The following is an 18,950-nucleotide window of genomic DNA, read 5'->3' as shown; positions in this document are numbered from 1 at the left end:
CACCACTTGCACTGTCGCACTCACCCTTCGAGAGGCTCTTCATGTCCCAGACCACCGGCAAGCTGGACGCCGACGCGCTGCTCCGGTTCGGCAAGCACTTCCAGCGCGGCGAGGCGTCCGCCGATCTGCGCACCCTGCACCAGATCGGCGGCCGCACCTCCGACGACTTCTACCGGGACCGGATGTCGTACGACAAGGTGGTGCGCTCCACCCACGGCGTGAACTGCACCGGTTCCTGCTCCTGGAAGATCTACGTCAAGGACGGGATCATCACCTGGGAGGCCCAGCAGACCGACTACCCCTCGATCGGCCCGGACAAACCCGAGTACGAGCCGCGCGGCTGCCCCCGCGGCGCCTCGTTCTCCTGGTACACCTACTCGCCCGCGCGGGTCCGCTACCCGTACGTGCGCGGCGTGCTGCTCGAGATGTACCGGGACGCCAAGGAACGCCTCAAGGATCCCGTGCTCGCGTGGGAGGACATCGCATCCGACCCCGAGAAGTCCAAGCGCTACAGGTCCGCCCGCGGCAAGGGCGGATTCGTCCGGGCCGAGTGGTGGGAGGCGGCCGAGATCGTGGCGGCCGCGCACGTACACACCATCAAGAAGTACGGCCCGGACCGCGTCGCCGGGTTCTCCCCGATTCCCGCCATGTCGATGGTCAGTCACGCGGTCGGCACCCGGTTCATCTCGTTGATCGGCGGCGCGATGCTGTCCTTCTACGACTGGTACGCCGACCTGCCCGAGGCCTCGCCGCAGGTGTTCGGTGACCAGACCGACGTGCCCGAGTCGGCCGACTGGTTCGACGCCGGCTACCTGATCATGTGGGGCTCGAACGTCCCGGTCACCCGAACCCCGGACGCGCACTACATGACCGAGGCCCGCTACCGCGGCCAGAAGGTCGTCGTCGTCTCGCCCGACTACGCCGACAACACCAAGTTCGCGGACCAGTGGCTGCCCGCGCGCCCCGGCACCGACGGCGCCCTCGCGATGGCGATGGGTCACGTGATTCTCAAGGAGTTCTTCGTCGAGAAGAACACCGACCGGTTCACCGACTACGTCAAGAAGTACACCGATCTCCCGTACCTGATCACGCTGGACCGGCGAGACGGCGGGTACGTGCCCGGAAAGTTCCTCACCGCGGCCGATCTCGGCGACACCGCCGAGGGTGCCGAGCACAAGACGGTCCTGCTGAACGCGGTCACCGGCGAGACGGTGGTGCCCGGCGGCTCCCTGGGACATCGCTTCACCGAATCCGGCAAGGGCCACTGGAATCTCGACCTGCGCGGCGTCGACCCGCTGATGACCATGTACGACACCGGCCCGGCGACGAACTCCGTCGCGGTCGACCTTCCTCGTTACGACACGTCCACTCCCGGCGTGCTGCGGCGCGGCGTGCCCGCGCGAACCGTGGCGGGCCGGCTGGTCACCACCGTCTTCGACCTGATGCTCGCCCAGTACGGCGTCGGACGCCCCGGCCTGCCCGGCACCTGGCCCACCGGCTACGACGACACCGAGGAGCCGTACACCCCGGCCTGGCAGGAGGCCATCACCGGCGTCCCGGCCGCCTCGGCGGCCCGCGTCGCGCGCGAGTTCGCCGACAACGCCGACCGTTCCGGCGGGCGGTCGATGATCCTGATGGGCGCGGGCACCAACCACTGGTTCCACTCGGACCAGATCTACCGGTCGTTCCTGACCCTGACCCTGCTCACCGGCTGCCAGGGCGTCAACGGCGGCGGCTGGGCGCACTACGTCGGCCAGGAGAAGTGCCGTCCGGTGACCGGCTGGGCGACACTGGCATTCGGCTCGGACTGGTCGCGGCCCGCCCGCCAGATGCAGGGCACCATCTTCTGGTACCTGGCCACCGACCAGTGGCGCTACGACCCGTTCACCGCGGAGGTGATGGCCTCGCCACTCGCGGACGGAAAGTTCTCCGGCCGCACCGCCGCCGACAACGTCGCGCTGGCCACCCGCCTCGGCTGGATGCCGAGTTACCCGACGTTCAACCGCAATCCGCTGGACCTCGCGGACGAGGCCGACCGGCTGGGCAAGGACGCCGCCACGCACGTCGTCGAGGGGCTCGAGACCGGCCATCTCCAGTTCGCGGTCGAGGACCCGGACGCGCCGGAGAACTTCCCGCGCTGTCTGACGGTGTGGCGCTCGAACCTGCTCGGCTCGTCCGCGAAGGGCAACGAATACTTCCTGAAGCACCTGCTCGGCGCCGATTCGAACCTCAATGCCCGTGACTCCGAGGGCATCCGGCCCGAGGAGCTGATCTGGCGGGACGAGGCACCGGCGGGCAAACTCGACCTGCTCACCACGCTGGACTTCCGGATGACGAGCACCACGCTGTTCTCCGACGTCGTGCTGCCCGCCGCCACGTGGTACGAGAAGCACGACCTCTCCAGCACCGACATGCACCCGTTCGTGCACGCATTCTCCCCCGCGATCTCCCCGCCGTGGGAGACCAAGACCGACTTCGAGGCGTTCCACCGCATCGCCCGCGGGTTCAGCTGGCTCGCCGAGAAACACCTCGGTACCCGCCGCGACATCGTCGCGGTGCCGCTCACCCACGACACCGCGGATGCCACCGCCCAACCCGGTGGGCGGGTGCTGGACTGGAAACGCGGTGAGTGCAAGCCGATCCCGGGCAAGACTATGCCGAAGCTGGTGGTCGTCGAGCGCGACTACTCGGCGATCGCGGAGAAGCTCGGCGCGCTCGGACCTCTCGTCGAGGAACTCGGGCTCACCACCAAGGGCGTGACCATCCACCCGACCGAGGAGGTCGAGTACCTGCGCGGGGTCAACGGCACCGTCGCGAGCGGCGTGGCGGCAGGCAGGCCATCGCTGGCCAAGGACAAAAACGCGTGCGAGGCGATCCTCGCGCTCTCCGGCACTACCAACGGCCGCCTCGCCACCCAGGGCTTCGAGCACCTGCAGGAGCGGACCGGCACACCACTGGTGGACCTGGCCGCCGAGAACGAGGGCACCCGAATCCGGTTCGCGGACACCCAGGCCCGGCCGGTCCCGGTGATCACCTCACCGGAGTGGTCGGGTACCGAGACCGGCGGCAGGCGGTACTCGCCGTTCACCATCAACACCGAACGGCTCAAGCCCTGGCACACCCTCACCGGACGGCAGCACTTCTACCTCGACCACGACTGGATGTCGGAACTCGGCGAGCAACTGCCGATCTATCGTCCGCCGCTGGACATGACCGCGCTGTTCGACGAGCCCGCGGTCGGGGAAGCTCACGGTAACGGCGTGGGCGGCGCCGTCACCGTCCGATATCTGACGCCGCACAGCAAGTGGTCCATCCACTCGGCGTACCAGGACAACCTGCACATGCTCACGCTGTCGCGCGGCGGTCAGTCGATCTGGATGTCCGACGTGGACGCCGCCAAGATCGGTGTGGCCGACAACGACTGGATCGAGGCGACCAACCGCAACGGCATCGTGGTCGCCCGCGCGATCGTCAGTCACCGGATGCCCGAGGGCACGGTGTTCATGTACCACGCCCAGGACCGGGCGGTGGGGGTGCCCAGGACCGAGCGGACCGGCAAGCGCGGCGGCATCCACAACGCGTTGACCCGGCTGATGATCAAGCCCTCGCACCTGATCGGCGGCTACGCCCAGCAGTCCTTCGCCATGAACTACCACGGCCCGACCGGCAATCAGCGCGACGAGGTCACGACGATCCGCCGCCGCGACCAGGAAGTGACGTACTGATGAGAGTTATGGCGCAGATGGCCATGGTGATGAACCTGGACAAGTGCATCGGCTGCCACACCTGCAGCGTCACCTGCAAGCAGGCCTGGACCAACCGCGACGGCGTCGAGTACGCCTGGTTCAACAACGTGGAAACCCGCCCGGGACAGGGCTATCCGCGGCAGTACCAGGACCAGGAGAGGTGGAAGGGCGGCTGGACGCTCAACCGGCGCGGCAGGCTGACACTGAAGAGCGGCTCTCGGGCCAGGCGGCTGCTCAACATCTTCGCCAACCCCGAGCTGCCGACCGTGTCCGACTACTACGAGCCGTGGACCTACGACTACGACAACCTGCTGGCCTCGCCGGCGATCGACACCGTCCCGGTGGCGAAGCCGAAGTCGCTGCTCACCGGCGAGGACACCAAGGTCACCTGGGGCGCCAACTGGGACGACGACCTGGGCAGCGGACCGGAGCAGGTCGGCAAGGATCCGTTGCTGGCCAAGGTGTCCGACAAGGTCAAGCTCGAGTTCGAGCAGACCTTCATGTTCTACCTGCCACGCATCTGCGAACACTGCCTGAACCCGGCCTGCGCGGCGTCCTGCCCCTCGGGAGCGATCTACAAGCGCACCGAGGACGGCATCGTTCTCGTCGACCAGGACAAGTGCCGCGGCTGGCGGCAGTGCGTCACCGGGTGCCCGTACAAGAAGATCTACTTCAACCACAAGACCGGCAAGGCCGAGAAGTGCACGTTCTGCTACCCGCGGATCGAGGTCGGCATCCCGACCATCTGCTCGGAGACCTGCGTCGGCCGACTGCGGTACATCGGCGTGATGCTCTACGACGCCGACGCCGTTCTCGAGGCGGCATCGGTCACCGACGACAAGGATCTCTACCCGTCGCAGCTCGGGGTGTTCCTCAACCCGCACGACCCGCGGGTCGTCGCCGAGGCCGAACGTGCGGGCATCTCCGCCGAGTTCATCGAGGCCGCGCAGAACTCCCCGGTGTACAAGCTGATCGTCGACTACCAGGTGGCGCTGCCGCTGCACCCGGAGTACCGCACGATGCCGATGGTCTGGTACATCCCGCCGCTCTCACCGATGGTCGAGGCACTCTCGGACACCGGCCACGACGGCGAGGAGGCCGACAATCTGTTCGGCGCCATCGACGCGTTGCGGATCCCGGTCGAGTACCTGGCGGCACTGTTCACCGCGGGCGAGGTCGGTCCGGTGCGGGCGTCGCTGCAGCGGCTCGCGGCGATGCGCGCGCACATGCGCCGGGTGAACCTGGGCGAGCCGACGCGGCCGGAGGTCGCCGAGGCGGTTCGCCTGTCGCCCGAGGACCTGGCCGCGATGTACCGGTTGCTCGCGCTGGCCAAGTACGAGGACCGTTACGTGATCCCGACCGGCGCCGGCTCGGACGCGCACCGTCTCGACGCGCTCGCCACCGGCTGCAGCCTCGACGAGGACGGCGGGCCCGGCATGACGGCCTTCGACGTGATGGCGGACAAGTTCCACCTGACCGACCAGGCGCAGGACACGAATCCGACTGCGGCACCCGAGAACAAGACGGGGCGGATCAACCTGCTCGACTGGGACGGCCGGAGCACCGAGGGACTCGTCCCCACCGGGGTGGGAGCCGACGCCCCCGGCCGCGAGGACGCATGATGGGCGCGCTCGGCTTGCGCCGCCGGGCCGCGGGCAGGCTGCGTCCCACCGTCGACGCACTGTCCGAACGGGACCAGCGGCTGGTGTGGCGGATCGCCGCCCTGCTGTTGGACTATCCGACGGAGCAGACGCTCGGCATGCTCGGCGATCTCGGTGACGCCGCCGCCGCGCTGCCGGGGCAGGCCGGCGAGCACCTGCTCGGATGCATCGCCGTCATGCAGGCGTCACCGCGGATCGAACTGTCCGCGTTGTACGTCGAGACGTTCGACTTGCGGCGCCGCAGCAGCCTGCACCTGTCCTACTACGCCTACGGCGACACCCGCAACCGAGGAATGGCGTTGCTGCGCTTCAAGAACGCCTACCGGAACGCCGGCGTCACTCTCGGCGAGCACGAGCTGCCGGACTTCCTGCCGGTGGTGCTCGAGTTCGCCGCCACCACCGACGCCGCACGCGGGTACCGGCTGTTGGTGACGCACCGCGCCGTCGTCGAGGTGCTGCGGTTGTCCCTGCACGACAGCGAGTCCCCCTTCGCCGGGGTGCTCGACGCGGTGTGCGCGACTCTGCCAGGGCTCGACACCGACGACCGGCAGCAGGTGGCGAAACTCGCCGCAGAGGGCCCGCCGGAGGAGGCGGTCGGCCTCGACACGTACGCGCTCGATCCCGCCCTGCATCCCCACGTCGATCATCACCCCGAGATCGGAGAACGACGGTGACCACGCTGCTGTGGCTGACCCTGCCGTACATCGCCCTCACGTCCTTCGTGGTGGGACACATCTGGCGTTACCGCAAGGACCAATTCGGCTGGACGACGCGGTCCTCGCAGATGTACGAGAGCCGACTGCTGCGGCTGGGCAGCCCGCTGTTCCACTTCGGGATCCTGGCAGTGCTCGCCGGGCACGTCGGCGGCGTCCTGATCCCGGCCGCGTGGACCGAGGCAGTCGGCCTCTCCGACCACTCCTACCACCTGATGGCGGTCGGCCTCGGCGTGCCCGCCGGTATCGCGACCGTCGTCGGCCTGGTGATCCTGCTGTACCGCAGGATCACCGTGGTCACCGTCCGCCAGGCGAGCAGCACGAGCGACCGGATCATGTACGCACTGTTCGTCGTGGTGATCGCCAGCGGCATGTTCAACACGATGGGCGAGAACCTGATCCTCGGCAAGTACGATTACCGGTCCACCGTGTCGCCGTGGTTTCGCAGCCTTTTCTCACTGAGTCCGCAGCCGGAACTGATGGTCGGGGTGCCGTGGAGCTTCCAATTGCACGGTCTGACCGTCATGGCGTTGTTGGCGATCTGGCCCTACACACGCCTGGTGCACGTATTCAGCGCCCCGGTCGGCTATCTCGGCCGGCCGTACGTCGTGTACCGCAGCAAGGACCCCCGCCGACCTGGGGGAAACCGGTACGGCCGGGCCTGGGAAACCGCGAACGGTAACAGGGCCTGAACACGACGCAGAAAGCCGCGCGCAGTCGCAGCCGATGAACTAGCGTCTCAATGGAATCGGGGTCCATCGTTGAATTCGTGACCTGGCGCGTTAGCGCGCTCGGGAAATCGACCGAACGGATGAGGATTTTCATGACGGAGATTCGCAGGCAACGTCGTTTTCGCACGATCAACTCGAAGCGCGCGGTCGCGGTCGCGGGGGTCGTCGCGGTGGGGTTGGTGTTCGGCACCGGAACGGCCGCGGCTGGCGTGGACAACGCCAACAGCCTCGTCGACTTCAGTGGCGATCGCGTCGAGGTGTCCCAGGGTGACACCCAGATCAATGCGGTGCCTCCGCTGGACAGTTCGCCGCTCAGCCGCGAGTTCTTCCACAACGGCTATGCCGAGGTCCAGATCACCGGCCCGAATGCGGCGGCCGCCAAGGGCACCAAGCTGACCTTCGGCTACCAACTCGGCTACCCGATCGCCCTCACTGGCGCGACCATCCAGCTCAACACCCCGAGGCTCGGATTCGAGCTCGAGCACAGCAACAACGCCCTCGTCGGCTTCGGCGGCGGCGTCGCCCCGTCCTTGGCCCTCAACGCCAACAACCGCGGAGAGCTCCTCGGCGACATCATCCCCCAGCAGAACTTCACCTTCGACCTGCAGCCCGGTGGCATCACCGACGTGCCCGTCGTCAAGGACAAGTCCTTCGACGGGCCGGGTGCGCGGCTTCGTATCGCGGGCGTGCACGGCAGTGTGTCCGGCGCGATCGGCCAGGTGACGATCCGGCCGTACGCACGGGCCGAAACCGAGGCAGGCGACATCGTGATGACCTACGGCGCACCCGTTCCGCTGTAGATCGCGTCCCATCCGGACCGGAATCGCTCCCGCATCGCTGGACGATTCCGGTCCGCCCGCGCCACGCTCGTGGAAACCGACGGAACGGATCAGTACCTTCATGACGGAGATTCGCAGGCAGCGTCGTATTCGCATTGCCAACTCGAAGCGCGCCCTCGCCGTGGCAGGCGTCTCGGTGGTGGGGCTGGTGTTCGGCACCGGAACGGCCGCGGCGGGCGTGGACAACGCCAACAGTCTCGTCGACTCCAGCGGCGACCGAGTCGAGGTCTCCCAGGGCGACACCGCCGTCAATGCGGTACCGCCGCTCGACAGCTCGCCGCTCAGCCGCGAGTTCTTCCACAACGGCTACGCCGAGGTCCAGATCACCGGGCCCCACGCCGCCGAGGCCAAGGGCACCAAACTCACCTTCGGCTACCAACTCGGGTACCCGATCGCCCTCACCGGCGCGACCATCCAGCTCAACACCCCAGGCCTGGGCTTCGAACTCGAACACAGCGACAACGCCCTCGTCGGCTTCGGCGGCGCCACCCCTCCCACACTTGTCCTCAACGCCAACAACCGCGCCGAACTGCTCGGCGACTTCATCCCCCAGCAGAACTTCACCCTCGACCTGCAACCCGGCGGCATCACCGACGTGCCCGTCGTCAAGGACAAGTCGTTCGACGGGCCGGGGACCCGGATCCGTGTCGCGGGCGTGCACGGCAGTGTGTCCGGCGCGATCGGCCAGGTGACCATCCGGCCGTACGCACGGGCCGAAACCGAGGCAGGCGACATCGTCATGACCTACGGCGCCCCCGTACCGCTCTAGGCCGAGTCCGCTTCGGGACGTCGGCGGATCGGTCAGAACGCCGCTTCGTCGAAGTCCATCAGGTCGACGTCGATGGATTCGAGGACCACTCGCACCGAGGTGAGCAGCGGCAGCACGTTCTTGGCGAAGAAGGACGCGGCCATGAGTTTGCCCCGATAGAACGGCTCGTCCTCGGCCGGCACGCCTGCGTCCAGTGCCGCCTGCGCGATCTCCGCCTGGACCAGCAGTCGCCAGCCGATCAGCAGGTCTCCCACCGCGTAGAGGAAGCGGACCGACCCCAGGCCCACCTTGTACAACTCGGTGGGTCGTTGCTGGGCAGCGACGAGGTATCCGGTGAGCGTCGCGGCCATCGCCTGCACCTCCGCGAGCGCGGACCCGAGCAGGGCCCGCTCGGACTTGAGTCGCCCGTTGCCGGCGGATGCATCGACGAAAGTCTGGATCTGTCCCGCCAGGTGCGCGAGCGCAACCCCTCGATCACGGGCGATCTTCCGAAAGAAGAAGTCCTGCGCCTGAATTGCCGTGGTGCCCTCGTACAGCGTGTCGATCTTCGCGTCCCGGAGGTACTGCTCGATCGGATAGTCCTGCAGGTACCCCGAGCCGCCCAAGGTCTGCAGGGACTCGGCGAGCAACTCGTAGGCCCGCTCGGAACCGACACCCTTGACGACCGGCAGCAGCAGGTCGTTGACCCGGGCGGCCATCTCCGGATCGGCACCGGACACCGACGCAGCCAGGTCCGGGTTCTGGTGTGCGGCGGTGTACAAGTAGACCGCCCGCAGCCCCTCCGCGTACGCCTTCTGCCGCACCAGGCTGCGCCGTACGTCAGGATGGTGGGTGATGGTGACGCGCGGTGCGGCCTTGTCGGCCATCGCGGTCAGGTCGGCGCCCTGCACTCGTTCCTTGGCGTACGACAGCGCGTTCAGATATCCCGTGGACAGGGTTCCGGTGGCCTTGGTGCCCACCATCATTCGGGCGTTCTCGATCACCTGGAACATCTGGGCGATGCCGTCGTGGACGTCCCCGACCAGCCAGCCGACCGCGGGCACGTCGGTGGCACCGAAGGTGAGCTCGCACGTCGGCGACGACTTGATGCCCATCTTGTGCTCGACGCCGGTCACGTAGACCCCGTTCCGCGCGCCGAGCTCGAGGGTCTCGGGATCGAACAGGTACTTCGGCACGTAGAACAGGCTCAGTCCCTTGGTACCGGGACCGGCGCCCTCGGGCCGGGCCAGCACCAGGTGGAAGAGGTTCTCCGCGGTGTCGCCGACGTCGCCGCCCGAGATGAACCTCTTGACTCCCTCGATGTGCCAGGTGCCGTCGGACTGCGCCACGGCACGGGTGCGGCCGGCGCCCACATCGGAACCCGCGTCCGGTTCGGTCAACACCATCGTGCCCGCCCAGCCGCGCTCGAATCCGGCCTTCGCCCAGCGCTGCTGCTGGTCGGTGCCCACGGTGTACAACACGCTGGCCATCAGCGGCCCCATGTTGAAGAAGCTCGCGGATCCGTTCGCGGCGACCAGCATCTCGCCGATCGCCCAGACCAGCGGCGCGGGAGCCGGGACGCCGCCCATCCCCTCGGGCAGTCCGAGCCGGGACCATCCGGCCGCGTTCACCGCCTCCACCGTCCTGCGCAGCGCGTCGGGGACGACGACGGCGTGGTTCACGGCATCGAACTCGACGGGATTGCGGTCGGCATCCACGAACGAGTCCGCCACTGGTCCCTCTGCCAGCCTCGCGACCTCGGCGAGGATCTCGCGCACGGTCTCGGTGTCGAGGTCGCCGTATGCCCCACTGTCCAGGAGGTCCCCGATTCCGAGCACCTCGAACATGTTGAACTCGATGTCGCGCACGTTGCTCTTGTAGTGACCCATGCCGCTACCTCCGCTGGTGGACGATGCCGATTGGGAGCCTGCCCGACCCGGGAATGCGTACGCAACCGTAGGTAGCGACGCCGTCGACCGGCCCCACCGAACACGCCGACCTGCCCGCTCGGTCCGGGACCGGTTTCGCTCCCCTACCCTGTCACGGTGAGTGATTCCGGTCCCGACCACGACGCTGCCCGCGACGCGTTCGCACGCGACGACCGGCTCCGGCTCTTCGCGTTCGCGACCGCCGAGAAGCGCGCCGACTACCTGTGGGTGCTGCGGGCGTTCGACCACGCGCGCGCCAGCTACGTGGTGCTGCTGCGCGCAGGCGAGGTCGCCGAGACCCTCGGCCGACTCGCGCCGGACCAGCCGGCAGGCGGCCTCGCCCCGCACGAGATCACCCCGTTGCTCGAACAACTGCACCTGTGGGGTGTGCTCGAGCGCAGCTACGACGGCAGCCGGGTGGCGACGCTCGCCGAGTACCGGAACCGGCACTTCGTGTACCAGTTCAGCCAGGTCGGCTACCAGGCTTTCCGCGCCGTCGAGGACGTGCTCGGCGCACGCCTCGAGGAGGCCTCGCTGTCGCGGTTGGCGTTGCCCGACCTGCTCGCCGACCTGACCGAACTGGCTGCGGCGAACCGGGCGGCGGACGGCGACCTCATCTACCGCAAGCTGCGCCGGCTGGACGACACGCTCTCCGACATGGCGTCGCGGGCCGCGCAGTTCTATCTGACGCTCGGCGAGCTGGTGCGCACCACCGAGATCACCCCCGAGTCGTTCCTCTCGCACAAGGACGCGCTGCTCACGCACATGCGCGAGTTCAGCTCCGACCTGGCCCGCTACGCACCGAAGCTGGCCGAGGCCATCGCGGGTGTCGAGGCGACGGGTGTCGATCGGTTGATCGCGCGGGCCGCGGCGAGTGACGAGCGGGTGCTGCTCCCGGTCGACGAGCGGGAACGGGACTGGGCGGCGCGCTGGGCCGGCCTCACCCAGTGGTTCACCGCCGTGGAGTCGGAGGTCAGCGAGTCCGATCGGCTGCGCGAGGGCACCATGAGCGCCATCGCCGCCGTGCTGACCCTGTTGCGTCGGGTGACCGAGACGCGGCGTGGCGGGGTGAGCCGGGAGAGCCAGCTGCGGCACCTGGCGGGCTGGTTCGCCGCCGCCCCGACCGAGGACGCCGCCCATGCCCTGTTCCAGTCGGTCTTCGACCTGGGGCGGCCGCGGCACCTGTCCACGACGCACCCGGACGCGGACCTGATCCCGGACTCGAGGTCGTGGTGGGAGGCGCCGCCGGTGGAGATCTCCCGGACCCTCGCCGAGACCGGCCGCACCGCCTCCCCCGGGCAACCCGGGCGGGTCCAGCGCAACGACGCCAGCATCCGACGGCTGCGCGAGCGCCAGCTCGCCGCGCAGCGAGCCCGCGCCGCCGCCGCGTCCTCGCTGGCCGCAGGCGGTGCGTACGACCGAACCCTGGACGAGGAGGAGACGGAGGTGCTGCTCAGCCTGCTCAACGCGGCGCTCACCGCACGGGTCACGGTCAGCGGCAGCGTCCGCAGTTCGACCGGGGCCGAGAACGGGGTCCGGCTGACCCTGTCCCAGCACGAGACGTCCACCACCGTGCAGACCGCCCGTGGTCGCCTGCATCTGGACCGACTCAAGCTGAGTGTGCGGTGAGGGCCCGCGAGATCGCGCCGCTGGCGCTCGACTCCTACCAGCGTGCCGCCCGGGTGATCCTGTCCAATCACCTTGTCACCGTGTCGTATCCGGACCAGGCGGCGCTGCCGCTGCTGCGCCGTTGGGCCACCGAGCTGCGCGAGGACCTGCTCGAGCTGTTCGGCTATCGGCTCGAGGTCACCGAGACGACGGCGCGTCTGTTCACCGTCGTCGACCGGCTGGACCCGACCGCACCCGCGCGCACCGGCTCCGACCGGCCCTTCGACCGCCACCGCTACGCCTACCTCGCGCTCGCCCTGGCGGCCCTCGGCCGGGCGGGCAAGCAGATCACGCTCTCCGAGCTGGCCGACCACGTCTCGGCCGAGGCCGGGCAGGTCGGTGGCGTCGACCTGTCCACCGACCGTGCAGCCGACCGGGACGCCTTCGTCGACGCGGTCGGCTGGCTCGCGGCCCGTGGCGCGATCAGCCTGGCCGACGGCGACGCCGGCAGCTGGGCGACCAATCCCGAAGCGGGCGAGGCGCTGTACGACATCGACCGGTCCGTCGTGGTGGCGCTGTTCCGGCCGCCGCGGGCGCTGCAGCACCTGACGTCCGTGCGTGGCCTGATGGCCGTCCGGGACGGCGAGCCGGACCTGCGCGAGACCGGGCGCCGTATCCGGCGTGCCCTGGTGGAGCGTCCGGTCGTGTACGCCGACGAACTCGACGATGCGGAACGACTGCAGCTCGCCCTCCCCCGCACGACCGCCGACGTCGAACTGCTCACCGGACTCGTCGCCGAGCGGCGTGCCGAGGGAGTCGCCATGATCGACGTGTCGGGACGGATGTCGGACGTGCGCTTCCCGAGCACCGGAACGATCGCCCAGGTGGCGCTGCTGCTGGCCGGCGAGATCGCCGACCGGGTGCTCGATCCCGACGCCCCCGACCTGATTCGGCTGCCCCTGCCCGGCTACCGCGACACCGAGCTCGTCGCGGACCTCGACGCGGCGCTGCCCGAGGCCGGCATCTTCGGCGATCTCGCCGAGCAGCCTGACGTTCCCACGTCCGGACCGGATCCCGGCCCCGACGCGACGTTCCCCCTCGTCGAGGACAGCTGGCTCGACGATGCGGTGGCCGATCTCGTCCGCCGGTTCGGCAAGACCTTCGCCGCGCAGTGGCAGGCCGATCACGCCGGTCTGCGTACCCGGGCGGTCGCACTGCTCGACCAGCTGCGGTTGGTGCGCGGAACTGTCGGCGGGGTGCTGGTGCTGCCCGCACTGGCCCGGTACCGGGACGTCGTCGTCACCGTCCGCGACCGCACCCCGCAACCCGAACTGTTCACCGAGCCCGTCCCGAGCGACGACTAGAGAAGTAGAGGCAGATCGCATGGCTAGCGCGCGCTTTCGTCCCACCCGGGCCGGGATCATCAACCTCTGGGACTACCGCGACCAGGAGTTCTCCTTCGCCGACGGGAGGTTGGTGCTGCGCGGCCCCAACGGCTCGGGCAAGACGAAGGCGCTCGAGGTGCTCTTCCCGTTCGTCCTCGACGGGCGTATCGAGCCGCGCCGGCTCAATCCGTTCGCGGGCGAGGAACGGACGATGAAGTCCAACCTGCTCTACCGGGGCGACGACAGCGCACACTCCTACATCTGGATGGAGTTCGCGCGCGGCTCGCAGGAGGACCCGGAGGCCGTCACCGTGGGCATCGGGATGCGCGCGACCCGGCAGAACGACAAGGTCACCCGCTGGCACTTCGTCGCGGACGGCCGGGTCGGTGTGGACTTCTCACTGCTCGGTTCCGGTGACCAGCCGCTGACCAAGCGTCAGCTCGCCGAGCAGATCGGCGGCGACGCGATCACCGACCGCGCCGTGGACTACCGCGCCGCGATCGACGCCCGGCTGTTCGGTCTCGGCGCCCAGCGGTACGACCAGCTGATCAACCTCATCCTCACGCTGCGGCGGCCGCAGCTGGCGAAGAACCTCGACCCGAAGGGCCTCTCGCAGGCGCTCACCGACGGCCTGCGTCCGCTCGACGAGCAGTTGGTGCTCGAGGCGGCCCGGTCGTTCAGCGACATGGAAGAGGTCGGCCGGGCGCTCGAGGGCCTGGCCGCGGCAGACCAGGCCGCGCAGAGCTTCGTCGGCGTCTACACCAAGTACCTCCGGCAGCAGGCGCGCACCGACGTCGAGCAGGTCGCGCGGCGGCTCGAGGCCGTCACCGGCGCCGTCACCGCCCTGACCGAGGCGTCCGAGCTGCAGGCGAGCGCGCAGAGCGAGCGCGGTTCGGCGCAGGAACGGTACGAGAGCGCCGAGCGCGCCGTCGAACTGTCCAAGGCGGAGGAGGACGCCCTCCAGCGATCGAGTGCCTACGAGGGCAAACAGCAGCTCGACGACCTCGCCGGGGCGGTCGCGGGGCAGGAGCAGTCGACCGAGCAGCTGGCCGACAAGTCGCGCAAGGCCCATGCGAGCCTGGCGCAGCGCGCCGAGGAGGCCGCGCAGTCGGCCGCCGAGGTGACCCGGTCGGTGGAGGCGCTGGCCCGCGCCGAGGACGAACTGCAGTCCGCGGCCGAGGATGCCGGGATCGTGTGGACGCCGCTGCCGGACGGCGCGCGAGGCGACCAGATCACCACCGCGGTGCGCGGGCACGCCGAGGAACGCGACGGGGACGTGCGCATCGTCCGGGCCGCGTTGGCGACGGTCGAGAAGGCGGCCACCGAACGGGTCCGCGCCGAGCGCGCCGCGGACCGCGGCCGGGAACTGCTCGACGCCGCGACCGCAGCACTGAAGGAGTCGGAGGCGGAGGCCGCGCTCGCCCGCAAGGACTGCGCGAGCGCGGTGCGCACCTGGTGGACCAAGCATTCCGCGATGTACTCGTCGATCGGGGTGCGCAGCGACCTGTTCGTCGCGCTGCACGAGTCGGTGGCCGAGATCGGCGACGACGAGCATCCCGGCTTCGCCGCGCTGCTGGCGCAGCACACCGAGGACGGGACCGACCGGGTGCGCGCCCGCCGCCGCGAGGCCGCGACCGAGGCCGAACGGGCCGCCGCGGCCGCCGTCGAGCTGACCGCCGCGCGGGCCGCGATCGCCGCCGAACGCGACGACGCCCCGCCTGCCTTCGCGGCCCGCACCGGCTCGCGAGAGGGCCTCGACGGGGCCCCGCTGTGGCGCCTGGTCCGGTTCGCGGACGGGGTGTCCGCGGCAGAGGCCGCCGGCGTCGAGTCCGCGCTGCAGGCGGCGAACCTGTTGGACGGCTGGGTCTTCGGCGGCGCGGGCGCTGTCCCCGAGTCGGAGTCCGAGCAGTTCCTCACGGCGATGCCCGCCGGCGCCCGCCCGTCCGGTCCGACGCTGGCCGACGTCCTGGTCGCCGAGACCGATGCCGGTGTCCCCGAGGGCCGAGTGTCCGCACTGCTGTCCTCGATTGCGCTGCACCGGGATTCGACCCCCGACGGGCCCGGCGTCGGCGTCTCCGTCGATGGCCGGTTCTGGCAGGGTGTCCAGCACGGCCGTCACACCAAGCCCGATGCCGAGTACATCGGCGCCACCGCCCGCGCCCGGCGGCGGGAGCAGCGGATCGCCGAACTCGACGAGGCCATCGCCGAGGCGCACGCCACCGCCGCCTCCGCCGAGGCCGCGCAGCGAGACGCGGGCGAACTGCTGAGCGCGCTCGCGGCGGCGGCGAAGGCCGTGCCCCGCGCCACCGCGGTCCTCGCCGCGCTGCGGGCGGTCGCCGAGTCGGCGGGCGCGTTGCGCACCCGGTCCGAGGCCGCCGCAGCCACCCAGCGCGAGCTCGACCAGGCCGTCGCCGATCACGGCGCCAAGGAGCGCAAGCTCCGCACCACCGCGGTCACCCACCGCGCGCCGCACCAGGCCAGGGAACTCGACTCGCTCGCCGCCGCGATCCGGCATTTCGACAAGCAGGGCGACCTGGTACTGCGGTGCCTGCGGGATCAGGACAAGGAGCTCGAGCACCGCCGCGAGGCCGACGACCGCCACAGCGAGGCGCGGGCCGTCGCCGAGGAGTTCGCGGAGGAGGTCGCGCTTGCGCAGGAGAAGCTGGCGCAGCAGCTCCAGCGGCTCGACACCCTGCGGGAGGCCCTCGGTGCGGGCGCCGACCAGATCGACGCGGACCTCGACCGGGTTCGGGCGAAGATCGAGGCCGCCACGGCCGAGCAACGTGCAGCACGCAAGGCGTACGACGCCGCCGTCGAGCAGATCGGCAAGGCCGAGGGCGCCTGCAACGCGGCGGTCGAGGCCCTGCGCAGCGCGTTGACCGAGGCACGCTCCGACGCCGACCGGTTGGCGCCGTACGCCCAGAAGGACCTGCTCGAACTGCTCGGGGTGGCCGAGGCGCACTCGTGGCCGGCGAGCACGGCTGCCTGGCTGAGCCCGGACCAGCTCGTGTACCGGATCCGCGACGAGGCGTCGCAGGACCGCACCCCGGTGCTCCCGGCCGAGGTGGATGCGCTCCACCGCGCCCTGTCCGCGGCCACCGAGGCCGTCAAGACCAGCGAGAGCGCCGGCAAGTCGACGCGGACCGCGCTGACGTCGGCGCTGCAGGACTTCGATGCGCAGCTCGCGGCGGCGGGCCAGGACTACCGGCTGCACTGGGATGCGCCGGACGGGCTGACCACGGTCCGGGTCCAGGACGACACCGGGTTCTCCTCGATCGGCGAGTTCGCGGCCCGGGTCGGTGCCGCCCGCGGGGACCAGGAGCTGCTGCTCACCGAGTCGGAGCGCCGGATCCTCGAGGACGCGCTGCTGACCGGGCTGGCCCAGCAGATCCACGAGCGCACGGTGGACGCGCGCGACCTGATCGCGCAGATGGGTGCCGAGATGCGCGAACGACGCATGTCCTCGGGCAGCACGATCGGTGTGCACTGGGTGCTGGCGGACAACCTCGACGAGGGCACGCGTGCGGTGTCCAAGCTGCTCGACCGCGACGCCTCGGGCCTCGGGTCCGACGAGTTGTCCACCATGCGGGCGCATTTCGCGGCGCAGATCAGGGCGGCGCGGGCGGCCCATCCCGAGCGGGCGTACCCGGAGATCCTGTCCGCGGCACTGGACTACCGCCGCTGGCGGGTGTTCTCGTTCACCCTGATCGGCGGCGACGGCAGCGAGGACCGGCTCACCGTCGCCCGGCACGGCGCGCTTTCAGGCGGCGAACAGTCGGTCTCGCTGCATCTTCCGCTGTTCGCGGCCGCGCACGTGATGCTGTCCTCGGCGGACCCGCACGCGCCGCGCCTGCTCGGCCTGGACGAGGCGTTCGCGGGCGTCGACGACAACGGCCGCAGCGAACTGCTGGGGCTGAGCGTGCAGTTCGACCTGGACCTGTTCATGACCGGCTACGACCTGTGGGTCACCTACGCGGGCGTGCCGGGGTGCGCGCACTACGACCTGTCACATTCGACCGCCGAACAGTCCGTGAGCGCGGCGCTGATGGTGTGGGAGAACGGGATCCTGCTGCAGGAGCACGACGGGTCCGACCTCGCCAAGGCTCTCGGGTCGCCGCTGCGACGCCGGGTGTTCGAGCCGGCGGAGGGTGGACTGGACTTCGCGGAGGTGTGAACGTGGACCGCCACCGACGCGGCGGAGGTCCGCCGGAACCCGATTGGCGACAGCGTCGTTCGACGGTTGCCGGTGGTGCCGCGTGGGGTTGCGGGCGTTGCCGCGCGGCGGATCACGGGACGTCGTCGCTGTTCCCCTCGGGGCCCGTGCCGTCGCCTCGATCGCGGTCGGCTCGGTAGTTGCTGCGGTTGCCCTTGCTGGTGTGCTCGTCTGCGGTCCGGTCGCCGCTCCCGATTCCGGTGCCGCGAGACCAGCGGGCGCGGTGACGCCGGAGTTCGGTGTCCTTGCGGGCTTTGGCGCGTCGGAGAGCGTCGGCGAGCAACTCGTCGAGGTGGTGGCGGTGATTGATCCGGGGTTGTCGTTCGGGTTCGATGTGCACGGGTGGGGTCCATTCGGTGCGGCCCGCGTTCTCGCTGTCGTGCGGCGCGGTGCGGGTCTGCCAGCCTCCGGGTCCGTCGTGGACGAGGGCGTGGCAGGGATCGCAGGCGAGGTCGAGGTCGGTGATGTCGGTGCGACCGCCCTTGGTCCACTCTGTGAGGTGATGGACGGCGGCCATGGTGGCGGGGGCGTCACATCCGGGTCGGGTGCAGCCCCGCGAGGCCGCGATCAACGCGAGTCGCTGATCCGCACTCGCTAGGCGTTTGGAGCGCCCCAGGTGCAGCGGTCGGCCGTGGTGATCGAAGAGAACGAGGACGGGGTGTGCGCCCTCGAACATCGCGAGGGCGTCGCGGATCGGGACGATGCCGCCGGACGCGGTGGTGGCGACGCCGGTCTCGGATTCGAGTTGGTCGAGCCCGAAGGTGACGATCGCGGTCACGGGTAGCCCGCGATGGCTCCCCAGGACGCCGGATCCGAGCACCTGCCGCAGCCCGGTCTTCAGGGCGTCGTGGTTGCGCTGTCCGGCGCTGCGGGTGTCGCGGGCCGCGGCCTTCGCCAGCTGATCGCGATCGAGGCTCGGTGAGTCGGCGTCGCCGCTCGGCGAGCTGGGGTCGTCGGGATTGTTCATCCCGGGCCGCGCCAACTTCGCCAACAGTGGTTCGAGCAGGGCCCGGGTCTCGGGGTCGATCAGGCCCGAGACGGGTGTCATGAGGTCCGAATCTTGTCTCCCCATCCGGAAGCAGCGTTGCCGGGCGCGGTCCCGGTCGTCGGTGAGACTGCCGTCGGGATTCAGGTACGCCAACAGCTGCTGGCCGGCGTCGGCGACCGCCCTCGGCGTCGACGACCGGGCCAACTCCGCCAGAATCTGTTCGGCCACGTCCGCTTCGGCGGGATCGACGCCGTGAGGGATCTTGCGGAGGACGCCCCGGATCTCGTGAACGTGATCGCCGCCGATGGCCCCGTCGCGTTGCGCGGCGGCGGTGGCGGGTAGGTCGGGTGGTAGTTCGTCGCCGCCGGCGTTGTGCCAGGTGCCGGTCTT

At 70.1% G+C, this 18,950-nt stretch carries 11 protein-coding genes; 9 read left to right on the top strand and 2 right to left on the bottom strand.

The genetic code is table 11. The features are described from left to right. Positions 1-41 precede the first annotated feature (41 nt). The 6 genes from ACFVH2_RS18135 to ACFVH2_RS18110 all read left to right on the top strand — a co-directional run bounded on the left by ACFVH2_RS18135 (position 42) and on the right by ACFVH2_RS18110 (position 8,459). Positions 42-3,725, top strand: a complete 3,684-nt coding sequence (locus ACFVH2_RS18135; RefSeq protein ID WP_378425401.1) for a nitrate reductase subunit alpha — start codon at positions 42-44, stop codon at positions 3,723-3,725. A gap of 8 nt (positions 3,726-3,733) precedes the next feature. After that, positions 3,734-5,368, top strand: a complete 1,635-nt coding sequence (gene narH / locus ACFVH2_RS18130) for a nitrate reductase subunit beta (RefSeq protein WP_378425488.1) — start codon at positions 3,734-3,736, stop codon at positions 5,366-5,368. Beyond that, entirely contained in the window at positions 5,368-6,081 is a 714-nt protein-coding gene (gene narJ, locus ACFVH2_RS18125; protein ID WP_378425490.1) for a nitrate reductase molybdenum cofactor assembly chaperone, read from the top strand. Before narH ends, narJ begins: the two co-directional genes overlap by 1 nt. Continuing rightward, positions 6,078-6,812 (top strand): respiratory nitrate reductase subunit gamma, encoded by a 735-nt coding sequence (gene narI, locus ACFVH2_RS18120; protein WP_378425403.1) that lies wholly within the window; start codon positions 6,078-6,080, stop codon positions 6,810-6,812. Before narJ ends, narI begins: the two co-directional genes overlap by 4 nt. 131 nt (positions 6,813-6,943) lie before the next feature. Then, complete coding sequence (locus ACFVH2_RS18115) at positions 6,944-7,651, top strand: MspA family porin (RefSeq protein WP_378425405.1); 708 nt, start codon at positions 6,944-6,946, stop codon at positions 7,649-7,651. A 100-nt stretch (positions 7,652-7,751) separates the two neighbouring features. Further along, positions 7,752-8,459 (top strand): MspA family porin, encoded by a 708-nt coding sequence (locus ACFVH2_RS18110; RefSeq protein ID WP_378425407.1) that lies wholly within the window; start codon positions 7,752-7,754, stop codon positions 8,457-8,459. A 32-nt stretch (positions 8,460-8,491) separates the two neighbouring features. Here the strand turns inward: ACFVH2_RS18110 and ACFVH2_RS18105 are convergent, their stop codons facing one another. Further along, positions 8,492-10,327 (bottom strand): acyl-CoA dehydrogenase, encoded by a 1,836-nt coding sequence (locus tag ACFVH2_RS18105; RefSeq protein WP_378425409.1) that lies wholly within the window; start codon positions 10,325-10,327, stop codon positions 8,492-8,494. A gap of 156 nt (positions 10,328-10,483) precedes the next feature. On the opposite strand from ACFVH2_RS18105, the gene ACFVH2_RS18100 reads away from it, so the two are divergent. From ACFVH2_RS18100 to ACFVH2_RS18090, 3 genes are read left to right on the top strand one after another with little or no spacing between them, the layout of a single operon-like run. Next, positions 10,484-11,995, top strand: a complete 1,512-nt coding sequence (locus ACFVH2_RS18100; RefSeq protein ID WP_378425411.1) for a TIGR02677 family protein — start codon at positions 10,484-10,486, stop codon at positions 11,993-11,995. Next, positions 11,992-13,338, top strand: coding sequence for a DUF2398 family protein (locus tag ACFVH2_RS18095; RefSeq protein ID WP_378425413.1), 1,347 nt, complete (start codon positions 11,992-11,994; stop codon positions 13,336-13,338). The genes ACFVH2_RS18100 and ACFVH2_RS18095 overlap by 4 nt, the downstream gene beginning before the upstream one ends. Before the next feature lie 19 nt (positions 13,339-13,357). Beyond that, positions 13,358-17,533 (top strand): TIGR02680 family protein, encoded by a 4,176-nt coding sequence (locus ACFVH2_RS18090; RefSeq protein ID WP_378425415.1) that lies wholly within the window; start codon positions 13,358-13,360, stop codon positions 17,531-17,533. Between the two features lie 112 nt (positions 17,534-17,645). Here ACFVH2_RS18090 and ACFVH2_RS18085 read toward each other — a convergent pair. Further along, a partial coding sequence (locus ACFVH2_RS18085; protein WP_378475715.1) for a DUF222 domain-containing protein occupies positions 17,646-18,950 on the bottom strand: 1,305 nt, incomplete at its 5' end.

Origin of the sequence: Rhodococcus sp. NPDC127527 (genome assembly GCF_042672245.1) — a bacterium.
Taxonomy (GTDB): domain Bacteria; phylum Actinomycetota; class Actinomycetes; order Mycobacteriales; family Mycobacteriaceae; genus Rhodococcus_G.
Note: the sequence above shows the minus strand (reverse complement) of the source record. Positions and strands in the feature narration are given on the sequence as shown.

What these genes read in the sequence shown, in the direction of transcription:
- narH (WP_378425488.1), top strand. Translation starts at nt 3,734, where the DNA reads ATGGCGCAGATGGCCATGGTGATGAACCTGGACAAGTGCATCGGCTGC.
- ACFVH2_RS18105 (WP_378425409.1), bottom strand. Translation starts at nt 10,327, where the DNA reads ATGGGTCACTACAAGAGCAACGTGCGCGACATCGAGTTCAACATGTTC.
- ACFVH2_RS18135 (WP_378425401.1), top strand. Translation starts at nt 42, where the DNA reads ATGTCCCAGACCACCGGCAAGCTGGACGCCGACGCGCTGCTCCGGTTC.
- ACFVH2_RS18115 (WP_378425405.1), top strand. Translation starts at nt 6,944, where the DNA reads ATGACGGAGATTCGCAGGCAACGTCGTTTTCGCACGATCAACTCGAAG.
- ACFVH2_RS18110 (WP_378425407.1), top strand. Translation starts at nt 7,752, where the DNA reads ATGACGGAGATTCGCAGGCAGCGTCGTATTCGCATTGCCAACTCGAAG.
- ACFVH2_RS18090 (WP_378425415.1), top strand. Translation starts at nt 13,358, where the DNA reads ATGGCTAGCGCGCGCTTTCGTCCCACCCGGGCCGGGATCATCAACCTC.
- narJ (WP_378425490.1), top strand. Translation starts at nt 5,368, where the DNA reads ATGGGCGCGCTCGGCTTGCGCCGCCGGGCCGCGGGCAGGCTGCGTCCC.